Origin of the sequence: Pseudomonas sp. MBLB4123, assembly GCF_051904775.1 — a bacterium.
Classification (GTDB): Bacteria; Pseudomonadota; Gammaproteobacteria; order Pseudomonadales; family Pseudomonadaceae; genus Aquipseudomonas; species Aquipseudomonas benzenivorans_B.
This window is the reverse complement of sequence record NZ_CP196711.1, coordinates 1,911,442-1,937,600: the sequence shown is the minus strand read 5'-3', so window position 1 is coordinate 1,937,600 and position 26,159 is coordinate 1,911,442. Positions and strand designations below refer to the sequence as shown.

Genomic DNA, 26,159 nt, shown 5'->3' with positions numbered 1-26,159 from the left:
CGGCGGTCGCCTGGCGGAGGTCTGCGCCTCTGGCCGGATTCGCCTGTCGGCGAACCCTCAACAATTCGGGCGTGAAGCTGAGCGAGTGAGCGCTAGGCGCCTGGCAGGTTGGAACCCCTGAGCGTACGTCTGTACGTGATGGGGGCCGACCTGCCGGGCAACGACGCGGGCGCCGCTCAGCTTCGCGCGCTTACTGGCACGCCTCGCAGTCCGGCTCGTCGATGGCGCACGCCTTCGGCACGGGGGCCGGGGCCGGTGCGGCCTGCTCCGGGGCCTTGGCCGGTGCGGCGCTGAGGCCGTCGCCACCACCGCTGGACACGGCGTTGAGCTTGCCGGTGTTGATGGTGGACTTCTCGGTGCTGGTGGCGGCCAGGGCACGGAGGTAGTAGGTGGTCTTCAGGCCGCGGTACCAGGCCATGCGGTAGGTCACGTCGAGCTTCTTGCCCGAGGCGCCGGCGATGTACAGGTTCAGCGACTGGGCCTGGTCGATCCACTTCTGGCGGCGGCTGGCGGCGTCGACTATCCACTTGGTCTCCACCTCGAAGGCGGTGGCGTACAGGTCCTTGAGGTCCTGGGGGATGCGCTCGATCTGCTGCACGGAGCCGTCGTAGTACTTCAGGTCGTTGACCATGACCGAGTCCCACAGGCCGCGGGCCTTGAGGTCGCGCACCAGGTAGGGGTTGATCACGGTGAACTCGCCGGAGAGGTTCGACTTCACGTAGAGGTTCTGGTAGGTCGGCTCGATCGACTGCGACACGCCGGTGATGTTGGCGATGGTCGCGGTCGGGGCGATGGCCATGATGTTGGAGTTGCGGATGCCCTTCTGCACGCGGGCGCGCAGCGGGGCCCAGTCCAGCGACTCGGAGAGGTCGACGTCGATGTACTTCTGCCCGCGCGCCTCGATGAGGATCTGCTGGGAGTCCAGCGGCAGGATGCCCTTGGACCACAGCGAGCCGGCGAAGGTCTCGTAGGCGCCGCGCTCGTCGGCCAGGTCGCAGGAGGCCTGGATGGCGTAGTAGCTGACCGCCTCCATGGACTTGTCGGCGAATTCCACCGCGGCGTCGGAGCCGTAGGGGATGTGCTGCAGGTACAGGGCGTCCTGGAAGCCCATGATGCCCAGGCCCACCGGACGGTGCTTGAGGTTGGAGTTCTTCGCCTGGGGCACCGAGTAGTAGTTGATGTCGATGACGTTATCGAGCATGCGCACCGCGGTCTTCACGGTACGGCCGAGCTTCTCGCGGTCCAGCTTGCCGTCGACGATGTGGTTGACCAGGTTCACCGAACCCAGGTTGCACACGGCGATCTCGTCGGCGTTGGTGTTCAGGGTGATCTCGGTGCACAGGTTGGAGCTGTGCACCACGCCCACGTGCTGCTGCGGGCTGCGCAGGTTGCACGGGTCCTTGAAGGTCAGCCAGGGGTGGCCGGTCTCGAACAGCATCGAGAGCATCTTGCGCCACAGGTCCTTGGCCTGGATGGTCTTGAACAGCTTGATCTTGCCGTACTCGGTGAGGGCCTCGTAGTACTCGTAGCGCTCCTCGAAGGCCTTGCCGGTCAGGTCGTGCAGGTCCGGCACTTCGCTCGGGCTGAACAGGGTCCACTTGCCGTCGTCGAACACGCGCTTCATGAACAGGTCCGGAATCCAGTTGGCGGTGTTCATGTCGTGGGTGCGGCGACGGTCGTCGCCGGTGTTCTTGCGCAGCTCGAGGAATTCCTCGATGTCCATGTGCCAGGTTTCCAGGTAGGCGCACACCGCGCCCTTGCGCTTGCCGCCCTGGTTGACCGCCACGGCGGTGTCGTTGACCACCTTGAGGAAGGGCACGACGCCCTGGCTCTTGCCGTTGGTGCCCTTGATGTAGGAGCCCAGGGCGCGCACCGGGGTCCAGTCGTTGCCCAGGCCGCCGGCGAACTTGGACAGCATGGCGTTGTCGTGGATGGCGCTGTAGATGCCCGAGAGGTCGTCCGGCACCGTGGTCAGGTAGCAGCTGGACAGCTGCGGGCGCAGGGTGCCGGCGTTGAACAGGGTCGGGGTGGACGACATGTAGTCGAACGACGACAGCAGGTTGTAGAACTCGATGGCGCGCTCTTCCTTCTGCGGCTCCTCGATGGCCAGGCCCATGGCCACGCGCATGAAGAAGATCTGCGGCAGTTCGAAGCGGGTGCCGTCCTTGTGGATGAAGTAGCGGTCGTACAGGGTCTGCAGGCCCAGGTAGGTGAACTGCTGGTCGCGCTCGTGATCGATGGCGGCGCCCAGCTTGGCCAGGTCGTAGTCCTTGAGCTTGGGGTCGATCAGCTCGAACTCGACACCTTTGGCCACATAGGCGGGAAGCGCCTTGGCGTACAGCTCGGCCATCTCGTGGTGGGTGGCGCTGCTGGCCACGCCGAGGAAGCCCAGGCCTTCGGCGCGGATGTTGTCCATCAGCAGGCGGGCAGTGACGTAGCTGTAGTTCGGCTCGCGCTCGACCAGGGTACGGGCGGTCATCACCAGGGCGGTGTTGACGTCCTTCTCGTTGACCCCGTCGTAGAGGTTCTTCAGGGTTTCGCGCTCGATCAGCGCGCCGTCGACCTCGGCCAGGCCTTCGCAGGCCTCGCGGATGATGGTCTGCAGGCGGCCCATGTCCAGCGGCGCGACGCTGCCGTCGGCGGCGGTGACGCGGATGCTCGGATGTGGCTGGGCGATTTCGCCGGCGGCGTCGCGCTTGCGCTCGTTGGCGCGGGCCTCGCGGTAGATCACGTAGTCGCGGGCGACCTTCTGCTCGCCGGCGCGCATCAGGGCCAGTTCGACCTGGTCCTGGATCTCCTCGATGTGGATGGTGCCGCCCGACGGCATGCGGCGCTTGAAGGTGGCGCTGACCTGTTCGGTCAGGCGCGCGACGGTGTCATGGATGCGCGACGAGGCGGCGGCGGTGCCGCCCTCCACGGCGAGAAAGGCCTTGGTGATGGCGACGGTGATCTTGTCGTCGGTGTAGGGCACCACGGTGCCGTTACGCTTGATCACACGTAGCTGGCCGGGCGCGGTGGCGCTCAGGTCCTGGCTGGCATCGGCGGCCTGCGGCGCTGGGGCCTGCGGGTTCTCGCGAGTGGTGTCGGTATGCATGAAGGTCTCCGTGCTGTGAAAGTCTGTTAGTTGGGCGCTATGCCTGGCGTACCCGCCGTTCATTCCATTTCAACAACGCCATGCGCAGGCCGGGCCGGGCGCATGGGACTTGCAAACTGGGCTGGGAGGGCACGACTAAAGCGCCTTCCTGGCTCAAAAGTCTAGTGTCGACAAGGGTCGGCACTACTATATCTAGTGGTTCGTGCGCAAGGGCTCTGCGCCTTGTTTCGTACCCTGCAGGCGTCGAGTGCGACGCGGGAGGGCGGTTGGCTTTGCTGCGGCGCTGGGGCCGGCGGCAGCATTCACCTGCACTGTTGTTGTTCTCGGTCTGGACCTTTGTGGTGCAAATGTGCTTGTGTCGTCTGCTGTGCCAAAACCCAACATGTAGGTGTTTGGCGCGATGGAGATACAAGATAGTGCGGTGTTCGGGTGAAGACAAGCCGAGGCTGAATGGCCCCCTGTGGATAAATCTGTGGGTTATCTTGGGGTAACTTTCGGCAGGGCCCGAGATAGCTGGGGTTGCCCCCGGGAGACCGTTCGTCGAGCTGGGCGCGGATTTTTTCCTTTCCCTGGCGGGGTATTTTGCCTCCATCACACAAACACAATATGTAGGTTTTTTTCTTGATTATTGGCCCGCGCTGTGCAGCCGGCGCCACGGCGCGGGAGCGGTGCTCGCGAGGGCGAGCGATTGCCGAGGTCGGCCTGCCTGTTTCGCCGGTTGGGATTCGCCGCCGCTGGCGGTCACGGCGTTGTTACAATGCCGGCCTGTTTCAGCCCGGTTGATCTGTCCTTGGGAGGCAGCAGTGGAGCAAGAGTCGTGGCACATCCTGATCGTCGAGGACGATCAGCGGCTGGCCGAGTTGACCCGTGAGTATCTGGAGGGCAACGGCCTGACGGTGAGCATCGAGGCCGACGGCGCCCGGGCGGCGTCGCGCATTCTCAAGGAGCAGCCGGACCTGGTGATCCTCGATCTGATGCTGCCCGGCGAGGACGGCCTGTCGATCTGCCGCAAGGTGCGCGGCGGTTACCCGGGGCCGATCCTGATGCTCACCGCGCGCACCGACGACATGGACCAGGTGCTCGGCCTGGAGATGGGCGCCGACGACTACGTGTGCAAGCCGGTGCGCCCGCGGGTGCTGTTGGCCCGGGTGCGCGCCCTGTTGCGGCGCCACGAGGGCAGTGCGCCGAGCGCGGCCCAGGAGCCGCGGCGCCTGGAGTTCGGCCCGCTGGTGATCGACAGCGCGATGCGCGAGGCCTGGCTGGGCGGGCAGGGCATCGAGCTGACCAGCGCCGAGTTCGACCTGCTCTGGCTGCTCACCGCCAACGCCGGGCGGATTCTCTCGCGCGAGGAGATCTTCACCGCCCTGCGCGGTATCGAGTACGACGGCCAGGACCGCTCCATAGACGTGCGCATCTCGCGCATCCGGCCGAAGATCGGTGACGACCCCATGCACCCGCGGCTGATCAAGACGGTGCGCAGCAAGGGTTACCTGTTTGTCGCCGAGGCGGCCGCCGAGCTGCTATGAACTCCATCTTCCTGCGCATCTACGCCGGCATGCTGGCGGTGCTGGTGCTGGTGGCGCTGCTCGGCGTCGGCACCCTGCAGCTGCTCAACGAGGTGCGCGCCGACCAGTACCGTGAGCGCCTGGCCAGCGGCACCTTCCGCCTGATGAGCGATAACCTGGCGCCCATGGCCGAAGTCGAGCGGCGTCGGGCGATCGCGATGTGGGCGCGCCTGCTGGGCATTCCGCTGAGCCTCCAGGCGCTGGATGAGGCGGGGCTGGACGGCGGCGCGCGCAAGCGCCTGTTGCGCGGCCAGGTGCTGGTGCGCCAGACCGGGCCCCATGCCGCGCAAGTCCACAGCCTGGTCGGCGAGCAGGAGCAGCTGCTGCTGACCGGCGAGGTGCAGCAGGTCAGCGAGCAGCTGGCGCGGGCGACCGTCTACCTGCTGATCGACGAGCTGGTGCGCTTTCCCGAGGCGGAGCAACCGCGACGCCTGGCCGAGCTGAAGCAAGCCAAGCAGTTCGGCTTCGATCTGCGCCTGGTGCACCTGGAGCGGGCCAATCTGGATGTCGACCAGCGCCGCCGGGTCGACGAGGGCGACACGGTGATGGCCCTGGGCAAGGGCGGCGACAGCATTCATGTGTTCGCCGGCATCGTCGATACCGACTGGGTGCTGGAGATCGGCCCGCTGTATCAGATGGACCCCTATCCGTCGCAGCTGCTGGTGCTGATCGGCGCCCTGGGCCTGAGCCTGATCGGCCTGATGGTCTATCTGCTGGTGCGGCCGCTGGAACAGCGTCTGCGTGCGTTGGAGGGGGCCGCCACCCAGCTGGCCAGCGGCCGCCTGGAGGCACGGGTGCCGGCCCATGGCAGCGATGCGGTGGGGCGCCTGGCCAATGCCTTCAATGCCATGGCCGAGCATCTGCAGCGTTCGCTGAGCACCCAGCGCGAGCTGGTGCGGGCGGTGTCCCACGAGCTGCGCACGCCGGTGGCGCGTCTGCGCTTCGGCCTGGAGATGATCGGCGATGCCGAGAGCGAGGCGGCGCGGCGCAAGTATATGGACGGCATGGACAGCGATATCCAGGATCTCGACAAGCTGGTCGACGAGATGCTCACCTACGCGCGTCTGGAGCAGGGCGCGCCGGCGCTGAACTTCCAGGTGGTCGACCTGGGCAAGTTGATCGACCAGGTGATCGCCGAGCTGGCGCCGCTGCGCGCCGAGGTGCGGGTTGAGCGCGGCCCGGTGGTGGATGCGGCGGATGGCGCCGGCGCGCGGGTCGAAGGCGAGCCGCGCTATCTGCACCGGGCCTTGCAGAACCTGGTGAGCAACGCCATGCGCCACGCCGAGTCGCGGGTGCGCCTGAGCTACCGGATCGGCCATCAGCGCTGTCGGCTGGATGTCGAGGACGATGGCCCCGGAGTGCCGGAGTCGGCCTGGGAGCGCCTGTTCAAACCCTTCCTGCGCCTGGACGACAGCCGCACCCGCGCCTCCGGCGGCCACGGCCTGGGGCTGTCGATCGTGCGGCGGATCATTTACTGGCATGGCGGCCGGGCGCAGATCAGCCGCAGCGAGGCTCTGGGCGGTGCGCGTTTCAGCCTGATCTGGCCGCGCCGTCAGGGCGACAAGGCAGAGTGAGCCGCCCTTGAGGGGTTCCCGGACACTTTGAGGGTTGTATTGATAATTATTATCATTAAGATGGGCGGCCTGATACTTGCCAGGAAGGCCGACCATGGGCGCTTCGCCCCGCCATCGCAGCGCCTCCGCGCGGCCTCTGCAGGCCGAGCTCGAAGGGCTCTACGCTAGCCATCGCACGGCGTTGGTGCAGTCGGCCGGCGCCTTGCTCGGCTGCTCGGCGCGTGCCGAGGACGTGGTCCAGGATGCCTTTCTCAAGCTCTGGGAAAACGGCGAGCAGCTGGCCATCGACGATGCCCTGAAGTACCTGTTCCGCACGGTGCGCAACCTGTGCATCGACCGCCTGCGCCGCCTGGCCCTGGAGGGGCGCTACCAGGCGGAGGATGCCCTGCTCGCCGAACTGCCGGCGCCGACGCCGTCGCCGGAGCGCAGCGCCTTAGGAAGGCTCGGCTGGCAGCGCCTGGTCGAGGCGCTGGGCGAACTGCCGGCGCGTACCCGCGAGGCCTTCACCATGAGCCAGCTGGAGGGCTATAGCCAGCGCGAGGTGGCCAGTCACCTGCGCGCCTCGCCGACCCTGGTGCATTTTCTCGTGCGTGATGCCCTGGGCCACTGCCGTTCCCACCTGGGCGAATGGCCATGCTGATTCTCATCCCGCGAAGCCCGGCTTCGCCCCGACCGGAAACCGAACGATGAAGCTGTTGCGCCTGTTGTTTCTCGATCACCGTCTGCCCCTGATCGGCGTGCTGCTGCTGAGCCTGTGCAGCGCCTTGCTGAGCATCGGCGTGATCGCCTTCGTCAACCTGCGGCTGATCGCCGTGGACGGCCTGCTGATCGATACGCTGGCGCAGTTCGCCGGGCTGTTGCTGCTGTTGCTGCTGTGTGCCGGGGCGGCCCAGGTGTCGCTGCACCGGCTCGGCCATCGCTTCGTCTACCGCCTGCGCCGGGGCCTGGTGAAGCGGGTGCTGGACACCGATATCCAGCGCCTGGAGCGGATCGGCGGGCCGCGCATCCTCGCCAGTCTGTCCAGCGACATCCGCAACATCACCATCGCCTTCGTGCACCTGCCGGAGATGGTCTACGGCCTGGTGCTGAGCCTGGCCGCCTTCGCCTACCTGGCTTGGCTGTCGCCCGCGCTGTTCGGCGTGACCCTGGCCTGGCTGGGCTTCACCCTGGCGGTGGGCTGGGTCTTCGTCGGTCGGGTCAATCACCATATTCGCCTGCTGCGCGAGGCCGAGGACCGGCTCTACCAGGACTACCAGGCGGTGATCGACGGGCGCAAGGAGCTGGCGCTGAACCGCGACCGCGCCCGGCGGCTGTACGAGGAGGAGTTCGACGCCAACGCCGAGGCCTATCGCGCCCATGTCACCCGTGCCGACATCTACAACGGCCTGGCCGGCAACTGGGCCAATATCATGGTGCTCGGCACCATCGGCCTGGTGTTCTTCTTCGCCAACGGCCAGGGCTGGGCCAGTGCGGCGGTGGCGGCGACCTTCGCCCTGACCGTGCTGTTCCTGCGCACGCCGATGGTGGCGGCGGTCGGTTCCGTGCCGAGCATGCTGTCCGCCCGAGTCGCCCTGGACAAACTCGATGCCCTGGAGCTGGCGCCGCTGCGCGGCGAGTTCGAACAACCGCCGGCGCTGGCGGCCGACTGGCAATGCCTGGAGCTGCGCGGCGTGGTCTACCACTATCCCGGAGAGGGCGACGAGGCCGGCTTCGACGTCGGCCCGCTGGACCTGACGCTCAACCGCGGCGAGCTGTTGTTCCTGGTCGGCGGCAACGGCAGCGGCAAGTCGACCCTGGCGCGCCTGCTCACCGGGCTGTACCGGCCGGTGGCGGGGGAGATTCTGCTCGATGGGCGTGCCCTCGGCGAGGCCGACTGGCCGGCCTATCGGCGGCTGTTCTCCAGCGTGTTCACCGACTTCCACCTGTTCGCCCGGCTGCTCGGCTCCGACGGGGCCGAGGCCGAGCCGGCCGTCACCGACCGTTGGCTGCACAGCCTGCATCTGGCGCACAAGGTGCGTCACGGCCAGGGCCGCCTGCTCGATACGCGCTATTCCCAGGGCCAGCGCAAGCGCCTGGCGCTGCTGCTGGCGATGCTCGAGGAACGCGACATCCTGGTGCTCGACGAGTGGGCGGCGGATCAGGACCCGCTGTTCCGCCGGCTGTTCTACCGCGAGCTGTTGCCGCAGCTGCAGGCAGCCGGCAAGACGGTATTGGCCATCAGCCACGACGATCATTACTTCGACCAGGCCGACCGCCTGTTGAAGATGGATACCGGCCGGCTCCTGGAGCTGACCGGAGAAGCCCGCAGCCGCGCCAGTCAGGATGCGCTGCGGGAGATCGCCAGCCCGGCGTAGCGGGCGAGCCGGCCCGATCGCCTGCTTGGCGAGGGTTCGGTGCTCCTCGAATACGGGATTAAATGAAAATTATTTGCATCGCCAAGCGTCTTTAGTGGCGAGCCATTCGCGCAACGAGAGGAGTCGACATGAGTCTGGACAGCCCGGAAACCATCTTTCTGGTGGTGGTCAACGACGAAGAGCAATACGCCATCTGGCCGCAGTACCAGGCGGTGCCGGCTGGTTGGCGCGAGGTGGGTGTGCGCGGCGACCGCCAGGCCTGCCTGGCCCATATCGCCGAGGTCTGGGGCGACATGCGCCCGCGCAGCCTGCGCGAGGCCATGGGGGCCTGATGCAACTGTTCTGCCTGGCCCACGCCGGCGCCAGCGCCATGCCCTATGCCCGCTGGCGGCCCTCGCTGCCGCGCTGGCTGGAGGTCTGTCCGCTGGAGCTGCCGGGGCGTGGGGCACGGGCGGGCGAGCCGCTGCTGCGCGACTTCGAGCGGGGGCTCGATGACCTGCAGGCCGCCTGGCGCGCCGAATGCCAGGGGCCCTGCCTGCTATGGGGGCACAGCCTGGGTGGCCTGCTGGCCTTCGAGCTGGCCCACCGGCTGCACGCCGAGCGCAAGCGGGCGCCGCTGGCGCTGTTCGTCTCCGCCTGCCGGGCGCCCAGTCGCCGCGCGCTGGCCCCGCGCCTGGCCGAGGGCAGCGACGGCGCGCTGATCGCCGCGCTGGACGAACTGGTCGGGCTGCCCCGGGCGGTGCTCGGCGACCCGGCCGTCTGTGCGGAGTACCTGCCGGTGCTGCGCGCCGATTTCGCCCTGGCCGAGAGCTACCGCTATCGCCGGCGCGGCCCCTTGCCCTGCGAGCTGCACGTGCTCGGCGCGCGGCAGGACAGCCTGGGCGAGGAAGAGCTGCGGCCCTGGCGCCGCGAAGCCCGCGCCGATATCCACCTGCACTGGCTCGAGGGCGACCACTTCTATCTGCGCCCGCAGCAAGCCGAGGTGCTGCAACTGATTGAACTGCATGCCTTGCGGCTGTGGCGCGCCGAGGCGTTGCCCATGCCCCTGGGGGCCTGACCGATTGTTCCGGAGGTGTCACCGATGAACGCCCATTCCACACCCATGGCCGCCACCGAGCTGGCCTGGGCGCCCCTGTCCTACGCCCAGCAACGCCTGTGGTTCTTCAGTCGGCTGGCGCCGCAGAGCAGCGCCTACAACCTCGGCGGGCTGCTCTGGCTTGACGGTGAGCTGGACCGGATCGCCCTCGCGGCGGCGCTGGACCAGCTGCTGGCGCGCCACGGCGCGCTGCGCACGGTGTTCGCCGAGCGCGACGGGGTGGCCATGCAGGCCCTGCTGCCGGCCTGTGCGCTGGCGCTGGAGGAGTGCGACCTGACCGCGCTGGCTGGCGAGCAGCAGGAGCAGGAGGTGCGGCGGCAGGGCCGGGCCTGCGTCGAGCGACCCTATGACCTGGGCGTGGGGCCCTTGTTTCGCGCCGTGCTCTATCGCCTGGGGGCGGAGCGCCAGGTGCTGCTGATCGGCATGCACCATATCGTCTCCGACGCCTGGTCGGTGCGGGTGCTGCTCAAGGAGCTGGCCGAGTGCTATGCCGCTCACCGGCAGGGCCGCGCGCCGGGCCTGAGGGCCCTGCCGCAGACGTACGGCGACTATGCCGCCAGCCAGCGACAGTGGCTGGCCGGCGACGAAGGTCGGCGCCAGCTGGACTTCTGGACCCGTACCCTGGGCCGCGAACAGCCGTCGCCGGGCCTGGCGGACGACTTCCCGCGTCAGCCGCGGGCCGACCGCGATGCGGCCTACCGCACCCTGCAGCTGCAGCCTGCGCTGGTAAGCGCTTTGCGCGAGCTGGGCGGCTCGGCCGGTTGCACCCTGTTCGGCGTGTTGCTGGCCGCCTTGCAGGTGCAGCTGAGCCGATTGTCCGGTCAGCGCGAGGTGCGTATCGGCGTGCCGGTAGCCGGCCGCAGCAAGGCGCGCGAGCGGCTGATCGGCTTCTTCGTCAACACCCTGGTGCTGGCCGCACGGCCGCAGCCGCAGCTCGGCGTGGGCGACTGGTTGGCGCAGACCAAGGCGAGCCTCGACCAGGCCCTGGCCCACCAGGGCACGCCGCTGGAGCAACTGGTGGAGGCCCTGGCGCCGGAGCGCAGCCTCGGCCAGCAGCCGTTGTTCCAGGTGGCCTTCAACTACCGCCACCAGCACCAGTTGCCCGTCGACTGGTTGCCGGGCTGCAGCGCGCGCATCGAAGAATTGCCGGCCAGCCGCATTCCCTTCGACCTGGCGCTGGATGCGGTGCGCGACCAGGGCGACAGGCTGAGCATCACCTTCGCCTATGCCGCCGACCTGTTTGCCGAGCGCAGCATCGAGCGCCTGATCCAGGGGTTTCAGCGACTGCTGGAGGCGTTCGTCGAGGCGCCCGAGGCGCCCCTGGCGACCCTGCAGATGCTGACCGAGCAGGAGCAGCAGCGCCTGGCGCAGTGGAACCGGCCCCGCGAGCAACACGACGGCTCACGCCTGTTCCCGGACCTGTTCGCCGAGCAGGCGCGCCAGCGCCCGGCGGCCATCGCCCTGGTGCACGGCGCCGAGCGGTTGAGCTATGCCGAGCTGGAGGCGCGCAGCAACCAGCTGGCGCGGCTGCTGATCGAGCGCGGCGTGGGGGCCGAGAGCCGGGTCGGCGTGTCCCTGGAGCGCGGCACCGGGATGATCCTAGTGATGCTCGGCATCCTCAAGGCCGGCGGCGCCTTCGTGCCGCTGGACCCGGACTACCCGCGCGAACGCCTGGCCTATATGGCCGAGGATTCCGGACTGCGCTGGCTGATTACCCATTCCTCGCTGGTCGAGCGCCTGCCGTTGCCGGAAGGCGTCGAAGCGCTCTGCCTGGATCGCTTGCCGCTGGCCGACTATCCGGCGAGTGCGCCGGCGGTGAGGCTGCACCCGCTGAACCTGGCCTATTTGATCTACACCTCCGGCTCCACCGGCCAGCCCAAGGGCGTGGCGGTGAACCACGCCGGTTTGAGCATGCACGTGCAGGTGATCGGCCAGCGCTACGGCATGACCGCCGACGACGTGGAACTGCACTTCGCCTCCATCAGCTTCGACGGCGCCCTGGAACGCTGGACAGTGCCGCTGGCCCACGGCTGCCGCCTGGTGATCCGCGACCAGGAACTGTGGAGTGCGGAAAAGACCTGCCAGGTGCTGGTGGAGGAGGGCGTGACCATCGCCTGCCTGCCGCCGAGCTATGCCCAGCAGTTGCTGGACTGGGTGGAACTGAACCCCGCTTTGATTGCGGACGCAGAGCGTCCGGGGCTGCATTCCCACGCGGAGCGTGGGAACGATCAGGCGACCCTGAAGGTACGCAGCTGGACCCTGGGCGGCGAAGCCTTCACCCGCGAGCTGTACCAGCGCCTGCAAGCCATCCTCAAGCCGCAACGCATCATCAACGGCTACGGCCCGACCGAGACCGTGGTCACTCCGCTGATCTGGTCGGCCTATCCCGGCGACAGCTTCGAAGCGGCCTACGCGCCCATCGGCACCGCGGTCGGCCCGCGCCGGCTCTACGTGCTGGACGGCGAGCTCAACCCGCTGCCGATTGGCGTGGCCGGCGAGCTGTACATCGGCGGCGAGATCGGCCTGGCGCGCGGTTACCACCGGCGCCCGGAGCTGACCGCCGAACGCTTCCTGCCCGACCCCTTCGGCGCGCCGGGCGAGCGCATGTACCGCACCGGCGACCTGGTGCGCTGGCGCGAGGACGGGGTGATCGACTACCTGGGACGGGTCGACCACCAGGTGAAGATCCGCGGCTTCCGCATCGAGCTGGGCGAGATCGAGAGCCAACTGCTGGCGCTGGACGGGGTGGCCGAGGCGGCGGTGATCGCCCGCGACACGCCGAGCGGCAAGCAGCTGGTGGGCTATGTGGTGACGCGCCAGGCCCCGGACGGCCAGGCCCTGAAGGCCGCGCTGGCACAGCGCCTGCCGGACTATATGGTCCCCGCGCAGATCATCGGCCTGGCCAAACTGCCGCTGACCCCGGCGGGCAAGCTGGACCGTGCCGCGTTGCCGCAGCCGGTGTGGCAGAGCCAGGGCTACGAGGCGCCGCAGAGCGAGGCCGAGCGCAGCCTCGCCGGCATCTGGAGCGAGGTGCTGGGTATCGCGCCGATCGGCCGCGAGGCGCACTTCTTCGAGCTGGGCGGCGACTCCATCGTCGCCCTGCAGGTGGTCAGCCGGGCACGGCAGCAGGGCCTGGGGCTGACCCCCAAGGATGTGTTCCAGCAGCAGACCCTGGCCCAGCTGGCCGCCGTCGCCCGCGCGGTGGCGGCGCCGCAGGCCGAACAGGGTGCGGTCGAAGGCCCGGCGCCGCTGCTGCCGATCCAGGCGCGCTTGCTCGAACGCGAGGGCCTGGTGCCCTGTAACCAGTACCTGCTCTGCGAACTGGCCGCGCCCTTCGATACGGAACTGTTGGAGCAGGCCCTGCAGGCCCTGGTGCGCCATCACGATGCGCTGCGCCTGCGCTTCCAGCGGGAAGCCGGCGGCTGGCGGCAGAGCCATGGCGACGCGAACGACGGGTTGCTCCAGTCACACGATCTGGATGACGACAGCCAGTTGCAGGCGCTGTGCGAGCAGGCCCAGCGCAGTCTCGACCTGGAGCGGGGCCCGGCCCTGCGTGGGCTCTATCTGCGCCAGGCGGGACGAAACGACCGCCTGATGCTGTGCATTCACCACCTGGTGGTGGACGGGGTGTCCTGGCGGGTGCTGCTGGAAGACCTGCCGCGTCTTTACGGGCAGCTGGCCGCCGGCCTGCCGCCACAATTGCCGGCCAAGACCACGGCCTTCAAGACCTGGGCCGAGCGTTTGCAGGGCTGGGCGGATGCGTCTGCAGTGGCCGCCGAACTGCCCTTCTGGCAGGCCCAATTGGCCGAGGGCGGCGACCTGCCGTTGCTGGCGCAGGCGCCGGGCCGCGAAGGCCAGCGCCAGCGCATCGACTGGCAACTGCCGGCCGAGTTCACCCGCGAGCTGCTGCTGGCCGGCCAGCAGGCCTATCGCCTGCGCGCCGACGAGCTGCTGCTGACCGCCCTGAGCCGCGTGCTCTGCGCCTGGAGCGAGCAACCGGCGCTGCGCCTGCACCTGGAGAGTCACGGCCGCGCGCCGCTGTTCGACGACCTCGACCTGTCGCGCACCGTCGGCTGGTTCACCGGCCTCTATCCGCTGCGCCTGCAACCAGGAGCCGAACTGGCCGCCAGCCTCAAGGCGATCAAGGAGCAGCTGCGCGCGGTGCCCAACGGCGGCCTCGGCTACGGCTTGCTGGCCCAGCGCGGACAGGTGGCGGACGTGCGGCCGCAGCTGCTGTTCAACTACCTCGGCCAGTTCGACGAGGCGGCCGATGGCCCGTTGCGTCTGCTGGAGGGCGGGCTCTGGCGTGAAGCGAGCGCGCCGCTCGATGCCGCCCTGGTGATCAACGCCGAGCAGCGCGGCGGTGCGCTGCTGCTGCATGTCGATTTCAGCGAGCAGCAGTGGCAACGGGCGACCCTGGAGGGCCTGCTGCAGAGGTTGAGCGCCGAATTGCACAGCATTCATGCCCATTGCCGACAGGCGCCGCGGGTGCTGACGCCCAGCGACGTGCCCCTGGCCGGCCTGGGCCAGGCCCGATTGGACGCGTTGGCCGGGGTCGAGGACCTCTATCCGTTGTCCCCGCTGCAGCAGGGCCTGCTGTTCCATACGCGCCTGCAGGGCGCGGCCAGCTACGTCAACCAGCTGGTGCTGCCGCTGGCCGGCCTGGACCCGCAACGCCTGCACGGCGCCTGGCGCCAGGTGTTCCAGCGCCACGCCATCCTGCGCAGCGCCTTCCTCGACGGCGAGCGTCCGCTGCAGGCGGTGCGCGGCACACTGCAGCTGCCCTGGGAGGTGCGCGACTGGCGTGGCGAGGCGGATTTCGACGCGGCGCTGGAAGCCTTCTGCGCGGCCGAGCGGCAAGCCGGTTTCGATCTGGCCGCGGCCCCCCTGCTACGCCTGACCCTGGTGCAGCAAGGCGCGCGCGAGCATGTGCTGGTCTGGACCCTGCATCACCTGCTGCTGGACGGCTGGAGCACCGCCTTGCTGCTCGGCGAGGTACTGGCGCTCTACCATGGCGAGGCGCTGCCGGCGCCGCGCGGGCAGTTCCGCGACTACATCGCCTGGCTGGCCGGGCGGGACCCTGCCGCCAGCGAAGCCTTCTGGCGTCCGCTGCTGCAACGCCTCGAAGGGCCCAGCCGCATCGTCGGCTGTCTGCCGTGTCGGCAGCCCGGCACGGGGCATGTGCGCCATACGCTGCCGCTGGCGGCGCAGGAGGAGGCCGAACTGCGGGGCTTCGCCCAGCGCCAGGGGGTGACCCTCAACAGCCTGATCCAGGGCGCCTGGGCACTGTTGCTGGGGCGTCTGACCGGCAAGCGCCGGGTGTGCTTCGGCACCACGGTGGCCGGGCGCCCGGCCGAACTGGAGGGTAGCGAGCAATTGCTCGGCCTGTTCATCAACAGTCTGCCGGTACCCATAGAGTTGCCGGCCGGGCAGGCGGTGGGCGAATGGCTGAGGGCGGTGCAGGCGCTCAACCTGTCCCTGCGCGAGCACGAGCACACGCCGCTGTACGAGCTGCAACGCTGGGCCGGCAGCGCCGGCGAGGGGCTGTTCGACAGCCTGCTGGTGTTCGAAAACTACCCGCTGGGCGATGCCCTGCGCCAGGCCGAACGCGGCGAGCTGCGCCTGGGCCAGCCGCAGGGCCACGAGTTCACCCACTATCCGCTGACCCTGGCGGTGCTGCCGGGCGAACGCCTGGAGCTGCTGCTGGCCTACGACAGCGCACACTTCGATGCGGACGGCATCGCCCAGCTGGCCGCGCTGCTGCGGCAGATACTCGCCGAGCTGTGTCGCGATGCGCAGCGCCCGCTGGCCAGCCTGGAGCTGCTCACCGACGGCGAGCGTGACCAGCTGGAGCAATGGAATCAATCCCACGAACAGCACGACGACTCGCGCCTGTTCCCCGCGCTGTTCGCCGAGCAGGCGGCGCGTCGCCCGGAGGCCATCGCCCTGGTGCACGGCGCCGAGCGGCTGAGCTACGCCGAGCTGGAGGCGCGCAGCAGCCAGCTGGCCCGGCTGTTGATCGAGCTCGGCGTGCGGCCCGAAAGCCGGGTCGGCGTGTCCCTGGAGCGCGGCACCGGGATGATCCTGGCGATGCTCGGCATCCTCAAGGCCGGCGGCGCCTTCGTGCCGCTGGACCCGGACTACCCCCGCGAGCGCCTGGCCTATATGGCCGAGGATTCCGGCCTGCGCTGGCTGATTACCCATTCCTCGCTGGTCGAGCGCCTGCCGTTGCCGGAAGGCGTCGAAGCGCTATGCCTGGATCGACTGGACCTTGCGGCTCATGCCATTGATGCACCGGACGTAACGCTGCACCCGCTGAACCTGGCCTACCTGATCTACACCTCCGGCTCCACCGGCCAGCCCAAGGGCGTGGCGGTGAACCACGCCGGCCTGTCCATGCACGTGCAGGTGATCGGCCAGCGCTACGGCATGACGCCGGATGACGTGGAGCTGCACTTCGCCTCCATCAGCTTCGACGGTGCCCTGGAACGCTGGACCGTGCCCCTGGCCCACGGCAGCCGCCTGGTGATCCGCGACCAGGAGCTGTGGAGCGCGGAGAGGACCTGCCAGGTGCTGGCGGAGGAGGGCGTGACCATCGCCTGCCTGCCGCCGAGCTATGCCCAGCAGCTGCTGGACTGGGTGGAGGCGAATCCGGCTCTGGTTATGGACGCGGAGCGTCCGGGGCTGCATTCCCACGCGGAGCGTGGGAACGATCACCACTCCGCGTCCGCGTTGAAAGTACGCAGCTGGACCCTCGGCGGCGAGGCCTTCACCCGCGAGCTGTACCAACGCCTGCAAAGCACGCTCAAGCCGCAGCGCATCATCAACGGCTACGGCCCGACCGAGACCGTGGTCACCCCGCTGATCTGGTCGGCCTACCCCGGCGAGCGCTTCGAGGCGGCCTACGCGCCCATCGGCACCGCGGTCGGCCCACGCCGCCTCTACGTGCTGGACGGCGAGCTGAACCCGCTGCCCATCGGCGTGGCCGGCGAGCTGTACATCGGCGGCGAGATCGGCCTGGCGCGCGGTTACCACCGGCGCCCGGAGCTGACCGCCGAACGCTTCCTGCCCGACCCCTTCGGCGCGCCGGGCGAGCGCATGTACCGCACCGGCGACCTGGTGCGCTGGCGCGAGGACGGGGTCATCGACTACCTGGGCCGGGTCGACCACCAGGTGAAGATCCGCGGTTTCCGCATCGAGCTGGGGGAGATCGAGAGCCAGCTGCTGGCGCTGGACGGGGTGGCCGAGGCGGCGGTGATCGCCCGGGATACGCCGAGTGGCAAGCAGCTGGTGGGCTATGTGGTGACGCGCCAGGCCCTGGACGGCCAGGTCCTGAAGGCCGCGTTGGCACAAAGCCTGCCGGACTATATGGTCCCCGCGCAGATCATCGGCCTGGCCAAGTTGCCGCTGACCCCGGCGGGCAAGCTGGACCGTGCCGCGTTGCCGGAACCGGTGTGGCAGAGCCAGGGCTACGAGGCGCCGCAGAGCGAGGCCGAGCGCATCCTCGCCGGCATCTGGAGCGAGGTGCTGGGCATCGCGCCGATCGGCCGCGAGGCGCACTTCTTCGAGCTGGGCGGCGACTCCATCGTCGCTTTGCAGGTGGTCAGCCGGGCGCGGCAGCAGGGCTTCGTGTTGCCGCTGAAGGCGCTGTTCGATGCGCCGCTCCTGGCCGACTGCGCCGGGCAGCTGGTCGCCGCCGAGGCGGACCTGCCGCAGCTGCGTGCGCTGCCGCGGGGCGACGACCTGCCGCTGTCCCATGCCCAGCACCGGCTGTGGTTCCTCAACCGCCTCGACCCGGCCAATGGCGCCTACCACATGCCGGCCGGCCTGGACCTCTCCGGTCGTCTGGAGCGCCAGGCCCTGCAAGGCGCCTTCGACTGCCTGGAGGCGCGCCACGAGGTGCTGCGCACCCGCTTCGTCGAGCATCAGGGCGAGCCGCGCCAGCGCATCCTGCCGGCCCAGGGCCAGCGCATCGACTGGCACGACCTGCGTCCGCGGCCCGGTGCACAGCGCAAGGCCACGGCCCAGGCCATCGCCGCCGAGCTGCTGGCCACGCCCTTCGATCTGGCCCGCGATCCGCTGTTGCGGGTCGCCGTGCTGCGCCTGGCCGATCAGGAATACCGTCTGCTGCTGGTGCAGCACCACATCGTCTCCGATGGCTGGTCCATGCAGCGTTTCATCGAGGAGTTCTGCGCGGCCTATGCCGCTCTGGCCGAAGGCGGCGTGCCGAGTTTCGCGCCGCTGCCGGTGCAGTACGCCGACTATGCCCAGTGGCAGCGCGACTGGCTGGCCAGCGGCGAGGCGCGGCGCCAGCTCGCCTACTGGCAGGCGCAACTGGGCGAGCACCAACCGCTGCTGGAGCTGCCCAGCGACCATCCACGCCCGGCCCAGGGCGTGCGCCAGGGCGCGCGGCTGCGCTTCCAGCTGCCGAGCGAACTGACCGCGCAATTGCGTGCTCTGGCCCAGCGCGAGGGCAGCACCCTGTTCGGCGTGCTGCTGGCGGCCTGGCAGAGCCTGCTGCACCGCTACAGCGGCCAGGACGACATCCGCGTCGGTGTGCCGGTGGCCGGCCGCAGCCTGCCGCAGATAGAAGCCGTGCTCGGTTGCTTCATCAACACCCTGGTGCTGCGCGGCGCGCCGGCGGCGGACAAGCCGTTCCGCCAGCTGCTCGGCGAACTGGCGCAGACCAGCCGCGACGCCCTGGCCCATCAGGAGTTGCCGTTCGACCAGCTGGTGGAGGCCCTGCAGCCGGCGCGCAGCCTCAGCCATCACCCGCTGTTCCAGGTGGCGTTCAACCACCAGCAGCTGGACTTCTCCGCCCTGCAGCGCCTGCCGGGGCTGCGCGTCGAACCCTTCGACCCGGGTGCCGCCGGCGCCCAGTTCGACCTGGCGCTGGACACCGAGGAGGGCCCGGACGGCAGCCTGAGCGGCTTCATCAGCTACGCCAGCGAACTGTTCGAAAGCCGCAGCATCCGCCGCATGGCCGGGCACCTGCAGAACCTGCTGGAAGGGCTGTGCGCCGACCCGGGCTGCGCCATCGGCCGCCTGCCGCTGCTGGATGCCGAGGAGGCGGCCCGCATCGCCGCCTGGAACGACACGGCGCGCGACTACGGCGCCTTCGTGCCGCTGACCCGGCGCCTCGCCGAGCAGGCGACGCGTACGCCCCAGGCGCCGGCGCTGGTGTTCGGCGAGCAGCGCCTGAGCTATGCCGAGCTGGACGCGGCGGTCAATCGCCTGGCCAACCGCCTGCGCGGCCTCGGCGTCGGCCCCGGCGTGCTGGTGGGCATCAGCCTGGAACGCTCGCTGGAGCTGGTGGTCGGCCTGCACGCCATCGTCCGCGCCGGCGGCGCCTATGTGCCGCTCGATCCGGAGTACCCGCTGGAGCGCCTGGCCTATCTGCTGGAGGACTCGGGCGTCGAGCTGCTGCTGTCCCACAGCGCCCTGGTCGAGCGCCTGCCGCTGCCGCCAGGTTTGCAGGTGCTGAGCCTGGACCGGGAGTGCTGCGACGGCGAGAGCAGTGTCTGCCCGGACGTGACCCTGCAGCCGCAGGACCTGGCCTACGTCATCTACACCTCCGGCTCCACCGGCAAGCCCAAGGGCGCCGGCAACAGCCACGAGGCCCTGGCCAACCGCGTGCTGTGGATGCAGGAGGCCTATCCGCTGGGCGCGGGCGACGTGGTGCTGCAGAAGACCCCGTTCAGCTTCGACGTTTCGGTGTGGGAGTTCTTCTGGCCGCTGCTGACCGGCGCCTGCTTGGCGCTGGCCGCACCGGGCGATCACCGCGACCCGCAGAAGCTGGTGGAGCTGATCGAGCGCCAGCGGGTCACCACCCTGCATTTCGTGCCGTCCATGTTGCAGGCCTTCATGGCCCACCCGGCGCTGCAGGGCTGCGCCAGCCTGGCACGCATCCTCTGCAGCGGCGAGGCGTTGCCGGCGGAGTTGCAGGCCAAGGTGTTCCAGCGCCTGCCGGGCGTCGGCCTGTACAACCTGTACGGCCCGACCGAGGCGGCCATCGACGTCAGCCACTGGACCTGCGTGGCGGAAGGGCGCCACGCGGTGCCCATCGGCCGGCCGATCGCCAACCTGCGCCTGCACATCCTCGACGGCCAGCTGGGTCGCGTGCCGGTAGGCGTGCCCGGTGAGCTGTTCATCGCAGGCCAGGGCCTGGCGCGCGGCTACCACCGGCGCCCGGAGCTGACCGCCGAGCGCTTCCTGCCCGACCCCTACGGGCCGCCCGGTGCGCGCATGTACCGCACGGGCGATCTGGTGCGCTGGCGCGAGGACGGGGCCATCGACTACCTCGGCCGCATCGACCACCAGGTGAAGATCCGCGGTTTTCGCGTCGAGCTGGGCGAGATCGAGGCCGAGCTGTGCGCCCAGGCGGGCGTCGTCGAGGCGGTGGTGGTGGCCCGCGATACGCAGATCGGCAAGCAACTGGTCGGCTACCTGGTGGCCGAGCAGGCGCCCGTCGACGAGCCGGCCTGGCTGGCCGGGCTGAAGAGCGCGCTCAAGGCCGCATTGCCCGAGCACATGGTGCCGGCCGCGCTGGTGCGCCTGGAGCGCATGCCGCTGTCGCCCAACGGCAAGCTGGAGCGCCGCGCGCTGCCCGAACCGGTCTGGCAGGCGCGCCAGTACCGCGCCCCGCAAAGCGAGCTGGAGCAGGCGCTGGCGGCCATCTGGCAGGAGGTGCTGGAGGTGCCCCGGGTCGGTCTGCACGACAACTTCTTCGAGCTGGGCGGTCACTCGCTGTTGGCCACCCAGGCCGTGGCGCTGCTGCGCGAGCGGCTGAAACGGGAGGTGCCGCTGCGCGCCTTCTTCGAACTGGACAACCTCGCCGCGCTGGCCGAGACCCTGGCGCAACAGGCGCCGGAAGCCGCCGAGCAAGAGGATGACGAGCTGCGCGCCATGGCCGCGTTGCTGGATGAACTGGAGGCGTTGTGAGCAATTCCCCGATCGACAAGGCTGCCCTGGCGCGGCGTTTCCTGGCCCTGGGCCCGGCCGAGCAGCAGCGCTTCCTCGAACTGCTCGGCGCCAAGGGCATCCGCTTCGAGCGCCTGCCGCTGGTGCCGGCGCCCCGTGGCGAGCGGGTGCCGGCCTCCTATGCGCAGCAGCGCCTGTGGCTGGTTGCCCAACTGGAGCCGGACAGCAGCGCCTACCACATGGTCGGCGCCTTCCGCCTGGAGGGCGAGCTGAAACGCGAGGCGCTGCTCGGCGCCCTGGGGCTGATCGTCGAGCGTCACGAGGCACTGCGCACCCGTTTCGCCGAGCGGGACGGGCAACTCTGCCAGCTGATCGACCCGCCCGGCGAGTTGGCGCTGGAAGAGCACGACCTGCGCGGCGAGCCCGAGCGTGCCGGGGCGCTGGCCGATGCCCATGCGGCGCGGCCCTTCGACCTGGCCGAGGGGCCGCTGCTGCGGGTGCAGTTGCTGCGCCTGGGCGAGGGCGAATGGCGGCTGCAGCTGGTCTGCCACCATATCGTCTCCGATGGCTGGTCCATCGGCGTGTTCGGCGAGGAGCTGGCTCGCGGTTACGCGGCGCTGTGCCTCGGCCAGCCGCCGGCCCTGCCGGAGCTGCCGATCCAGTACGCCGACTACGGCCTGTGGCAACGGGCCTGGCTGGAGGCCGGCGAACGCGAGCGGCAGCTGGCCTACTGGCGCGAGCAACTGGGCGAGCAGCAGCCGGTGCTGGCGCTGCCCTACCGCACCGGCGCCAGCGGCGACCGTCAGGCCAGGCGTGTGGCGTGGAAGGTTGCGCCGGCGTTGGTCGAGCGGCTGCGTGGCCTGGCCCAGGACGAGGGCGCGACGCTGTTCATGCTGCTGCTGGCGGCATTCCAGCTGCTGCTGGCACGCTACAGCGGCCAGCGCGACATCCGCGTCGGCGTGCCGGTGGCCAACCGCCAGCGCGCCGAAATCGCCCCGCTGATCGGCTTCTTCGTCAACACCCAGGTGTTGCGCGCCCGGCTCGAACCCGGCATGAGCTTTCGCGAGTTGCTCGGCCAGGTACGCCAGGCGGCCTTGCAGGCCCAGGAACATCAGGACCTGCCGTTCGACCAGCTGGTGGAGGCCCTGGCGCCGGAGCGCAGCCTGGGCCAGACGCCGCTGTTCCAGGCGCTGTTCAACCACCAGCGCCGCGACCTCGCAGCCCTGCAGGCGCTGCCGGGGCTGCGTCTGACGCCGCTGGCCCAGGACGTGCCCCATGCCATCTTCGACCTGGCGTTGGACAGCGAGGAGCTCGGCGACGCGCTGCGCCTGACCCTGACCTGGGCCGGCGAACGCCTGGACGACGGCCTGATGACGCGCCTCGCCGAGCACTACGGGCAGTCATTGGAACGGCTGTGCGACCAGCCGGATGGGGCCCTGACGCAATTGCCGCTGCTCGACACGCAGGACTGGCAACGCCTGGCGCAGTGGAACCGGCCCCGCGAGCAGCACGACGGCGCGCGGCTGTTCCCGGCGCTGTTCGCCGAACAGGCGCGCCAGCGCCCAGCGGCCATCGCCCTGGTGCACGGCGCCGAGCGGTTGAGCTACGCCGAGCTGGAGGCCCGCAGCAACCAGCTGGCCCGGCTGCTGATCGAGCGCGGCGTGGGGGCCGAGAGCCGGGTCGGCGTGTCCCTGGAGCGCGGCACCGGGATGATCCTGGCGATGCTCGGCATCCTCAAGGCCGGCGGCGCCTTCGTGCCGCTGGACCCGGACTACCCCCGCGAGCGCCTGGCCTATATGGCCGAGGACTCCGGGCTGCGCTGGCTGATTACCCATTCCTCGCTGGTCGAGCGCCTGCCGTTGCCGGAAGGCGTCGAAGCGCTATGCCTGGATCGCTTGCCGCTGGCCGACTATCCGGCGAGTGCGCCGGCGGTGAGGCTGCACCCGCTCAACCTGGCTTACCTGATCTACACCTCCGGCTCCACCGGCCAGCCCAAGGGCGTGGCGGTGAACCACGCCGGTTTGAGCATGCACGTGCAGGTGATCGGCCAGCGCTACGGCATGACGCCGGATGACGTGGAACTGCACTTCGCCTCCATCAGCTTCGACGGCGCCCTGGAACGCTGGACAGTGCCCCTGGCCCATGGCAGCCGCCTGGTGATCCGCGACCAGGAACTGTGGAGTGCGGAAAAGACCTGCCAGGTGCTGGTGGAGGAGGGCGTGACCATCGCCTGCCTGCCGCCGAGCTATGCCCAGCAGCTGCTGGACTGGGTGGAGGCGAACCCGGCATTGGTGGCGGATGCGGAGTCCGCCGGATCGTTCCCACGCTCCGCGTGGGAACGCAGCCCAGGACGCTCCGCGTCCGCTTCGGCGGTGCTGAAGGTACGCAGCTGGACCCTGGGCGGCGAGGCCTTCACCCGCGAGCTGTACCAGCGTCTGCAGGCCATCCTCAAGCCGCAACGCATCATCAATGGCTACGGCCCGACCGAGACCGTGGTCACCCCGCTGATCTGGAGCGCCTACCCCGGCGAGCGCTTCGAGGCGGCCTACGCCCCCATCGGCACCGCAGTCGGCCCGCGCCGCCTCTACGTGCTGGACGGCGAGCTGAACCCGCTGCCCATCGGTGTGGCCGGCGAGCTCTACATCGGCGGCGAGATCGGCCTGGCCCGCGGTTACCACCGGCGCCCGGAGCTGACCGCCGAACGCTTCCTGCCCGACCCCTTCGGCGCGCCGGGTGAGCGCATGTACCGCACCGGCGACCTGGTGCGCTGGCGCGAGGACGGGGTGATCGACTACCTGGGACGGGTCGACCACCAGGTGAAGATCCGCGGCTTCCGCATCGAGCTGGGGGAGATCGAGAGCCAGCTGCTGGCGCTGGACGGGGTGGCCGAGGCGGCGGTGATCGCCCGGGATACGCCGAGCGGCAAGCAGCTGGTGGGCTATGTGGTGACGCGCCAGGACCTGGACGGCCAGGTCCTGAAGGCCGCGCTGGCGCAAAGCCTGCCGGACTATATGGTCCCCGCGCAGATCATCGGCCTGGCCAAGCTGCCGCTGACCCCGGCGGGCAAGCTGGACCGTGCCGCTTTGCCGGAACCGGTGTGGCAGAGCCAGGGCTACGAGGCGCCGCAGAGCGAGGCCGAGCGCATCCTCGCCGGCATCTGGAGCGAGGTGCTGGGCATCGAGCCGATCGGCCGCGAGGCGCACTTCTTCGAGCTGGGCGGCGACTCCATCGTCGCCCTGCAGGTGGTCAGCCGGGCACGGCAGCAGGGCCTGCAGCTGGCGCCGCGCGACCTGTTCCAGTTCCCCCGCCTGAGCGAGTTGGCCGGGGTGGCCCGGGCGCCACAGACGCAGGCCGAACAGGCGCCGGCCAGCGGCGAGCTGCCGCTGCTGCCGATCCAGGCGCATTTCTTCGCCCTCGATCAGGCCGAGCCGGCGCACTGGAACCAGGCGCTGCAGCTGGAGCTGTTGCGCGAGCTGGACCCGGAGCTGCTGGAGCAGGCCCTACAGGCCCTGGTGCGGCACCACGACGCCCTGCGCCTGCGTTTCCAGCGGCAGCAGGGCGCCTGGCAGCAGCGCTATGCGGAGCTCGAACCGGAGCAGGCGCTGCTCTGGCAGCGCGAGGCCGCCGATGAGGCCGAGGCCCTGGCGCTCTGCGAAGCCGCCCAGCGCAGCCTGAACCTCGCCGAGGGCCCCATGCTGCGGGCCGTGCACCTGCGCCAGGCGGATCGGCCGACCCGTTTGCTGCTGGTGATCCACCATCTGGTGGTGGATGGGCTGTCCTGGCGCATCCTGTTGGAGGACCTGCTGAGTGCCTATCGTCAGGTACAGGCCTGGCAGCCGGTACGGCTGCCGGCGCGCAGCGCTTCCTACCGGGCCTGGGCCGAACAGCTGCAGGCCTGGGCCCGGGGGCCGGAGGCCGACACGGCACTGGATGCCTGGTGCAGCCGCCTGGCCGGCGCCCCGGCGCCTTTGCCCCGGGAGCTGGCGGGCGAACAGGCCTGCTACGCCGAGCGGTGCAGCCTGTCCCTGAGTCTGGATGCAGCCAGCACGCGCAGGCTGTTGCAGGCGCCGGCGCGTCTCGGTGTGCGCATCGATGCCCTGTTGCTGGGCGCTCTGACCCGCAGCCTGTGCCGCTGGAGCGGCCAGCCCCAGCTGCGGGTGAACCTGGAAGGCCACGGCCGCGAGCCGCTGGGCCAGGTGCCGGACCTGAGCCGTACGGTGGGCTGGTTCACCAGCCTGTATCCATTGCGCCTGCCCCAGGTGTCGGACCCTCGCGAGCAGCTGCAGGCGATCCAGCGCGAATTGCAGGCGTTGCCCCACGGCGGGCTGAGCTATGGCGCCTTGCGCTACCTCGGCCCGGCCCGGGCCCGGGCGGCCCTGGCGGAGCTGCCGGCGGCGGAGGTCACCTTCAATTACCTCGGCCAGTATCAGGCGGGCGCCGCCGGCGACTGGTTCCGCCCCGTCGCCGGCGCTGGCGGCGGCGCCGCGGTGGCGCCGGATAATCCGCTGGCCAGCCGCCTGGCGGTCAACGGCCAGGTGTTCGACGGCCAGCTGCAACTGGGCTGGGAGTATGCCGCCAGCCAGTACCGCGCCGAGACCATCCAGGGCCTGGCGGAGGACTTCCGCCGCGAACTGCTGGCCCTGGTGGCGCTGGCCGATGAGGCGGCGCCCGGGCCATCGCCGCTGCTGCCGCTGAGCCGCCAGGCGGGCGCCGCGGCGCCGCTGTTCTGTCCGCACCCGGTCACCGGCCGGGTCACCGGCTATCAGCCGCTGGCCGCCAGGCTGGAGGGGGTGCGCCCGGTGTTCGGCCTGCAATGCCGCAGTTTCCTCGACCCGGCCTGGCGCGACGCCTCGCTGCACGAGATGGCCGACGCTTACCTGGCCGCGCTGCTCAGGCAGCAGCCCAGCGGGCCTTACCACCTGGTCGGCTGGTCGCTGGGCGGCAGCCTCGCCCTGGAGCTGGCGGCGCGGCTGGAGGCCCGGGGCGAGCGGGTGGCCTTCCTCGGCCTGCTGGATTGCTACGTGCCCGGTACCGAGATCGCCGAGGACGACGCCCGTCATCCCCAAGCCCGCGCCCGCCTGGGAGAGACCCTGCGCATGCTGGTGCCCGAGCTGGCGCCCGGGGCCCTGGATGAGTTGTTGGCGCGTCTGGCCGAACACGAGCCGCTCGACTGGCCGGAGGCTGCGCGCACCTGGCTGGCCGTCCAGGGCCTGGACGCCGCTGCGCGGCAGAGCCTGGAGGAGCTGCTGTTCGCCTGGGCGGTGGAGCAGCACATGCGCCGGCTCTGCGCGGGTTACCGCCTGCCCCAGGTGCGGGTGCGCCCGCATTGCTGGTGGGCGAGCCAGCCGCCGGGGCGCGCGGCCTTGCTGGAACAGGGCCTGCAGCAGGCGCTGGGGCAGGCCGCCAGCCATCGCCAGGTGGAGGCCGACCACCTGGGCATCGTGCGTCACCCAGGGGTACTCGAAGCGTTGCAGGCCGAGCTGACGCGTCTGGGGTGACCGGAGGCAGCGGCCCAACGGGCCGCTGAGCACTTCGCGCAGTGGCTTTGTGCGAGGA

9 protein-coding genes are annotated in these 26,159 nt (G+C 70.1%); 8 read left to right on the top strand and 1 reads right to left on the bottom strand.

What is annotated here, in order from left to right; translation table 11 throughout:
* Positions 1 to 190: 190 nt before the first annotated feature.
* Positions 191 to 3,094 (bottom strand): ribonucleoside-diphosphate reductase subunit alpha, encoded by a 2,904-nt coding sequence (locus ACSX1C_RS08890; protein ID WP_439889112.1) that lies wholly within the window; start codon positions 3,092 to 3,094, stop codon positions 191 to 193.
* Between the two features lie 803 nt (positions 3,095 to 3,897).
* Between ACSX1C_RS08890 and ACSX1C_RS08885 the strand changes: the two genes are divergently transcribed.
* The 8 genes from ACSX1C_RS08885 to ACSX1C_RS08850 all read left to right on the top strand — a co-directional run bounded on the left by ACSX1C_RS08885 (position 3,898) and on the right by ACSX1C_RS08850 (position 26,101).
* Positions 3,898 to 4,620: a winged helix-turn-helix domain-containing protein gene (locus ACSX1C_RS08885; protein ID WP_439889111.1), complete on the top strand. Its 723-nt coding sequence runs from the start codon at positions 3,898 to 3,900 to the stop codon at positions 4,618 to 4,620.
* Positions 4,617 to 6,233 (top strand): ATP-binding protein, encoded by a 1,617-nt coding sequence (locus ACSX1C_RS08880; protein WP_439889110.1) that lies wholly within the window; start codon positions 4,617 to 4,619, stop codon positions 6,231 to 6,233. Before ACSX1C_RS08885 ends, ACSX1C_RS08880 begins: the two co-directional genes overlap by 4 nt.
* 94 nt (positions 6,234 to 6,327) lie before the next feature.
* Entirely contained in the window at positions 6,328 to 6,873 is a 546-nt protein-coding gene (locus ACSX1C_RS08875; protein ID WP_439889109.1) for a sigma-70 family RNA polymerase sigma factor, read from the top strand.
* Positions 6,874 to 6,919: 46 nt separating this feature from the next.
* Positions 6,920 to 8,587, top strand: coding sequence for a multidrug ABC transporter permease/ATP-binding protein (locus ACSX1C_RS08870; protein ID WP_439889108.1), 1,668 nt, complete (start codon positions 6,920 to 6,922; stop codon positions 8,585 to 8,587).
* A 128-nt stretch (positions 8,588 to 8,715) separates the two neighbouring features.
* Positions 8,716 to 8,919 (top strand): MbtH family protein, encoded by a 204-nt coding sequence (locus ACSX1C_RS08865; RefSeq protein ID WP_318645674.1) that lies wholly within the window; start codon positions 8,716 to 8,718, stop codon positions 8,917 to 8,919.
* Positions 8,919 to 9,644: a thioesterase II family protein gene (locus ACSX1C_RS08860; RefSeq protein ID WP_439889107.1), complete on the top strand. Its 726-nt coding sequence runs from the start codon at positions 8,919 to 8,921 to the stop codon at positions 9,642 to 9,644. Before ACSX1C_RS08865 ends, ACSX1C_RS08860 begins: the two co-directional genes overlap by 1 nt.
* Before the next feature lie 24 nt (positions 9,645 to 9,668).
* Positions 9,669 to 20,624, top strand: a complete 10,956-nt coding sequence (locus ACSX1C_RS08855; RefSeq protein WP_439889106.1) for an amino acid adenylation domain-containing protein — start codon at positions 9,669 to 9,671, stop codon at positions 20,622 to 20,624.
* Positions 20,621 to 26,101: an amino acid adenylation domain-containing protein gene (locus ACSX1C_RS08850; RefSeq protein ID WP_439889105.1), complete on the top strand. Its 5,481-nt coding sequence runs from the start codon at positions 20,621 to 20,623 to the stop codon at positions 26,099 to 26,101. The genes ACSX1C_RS08855 and ACSX1C_RS08850 overlap by 4 nt, the downstream gene beginning before the upstream one ends.
* Positions 26,102 to 26,159: the final 58 nt, after the last annotated feature.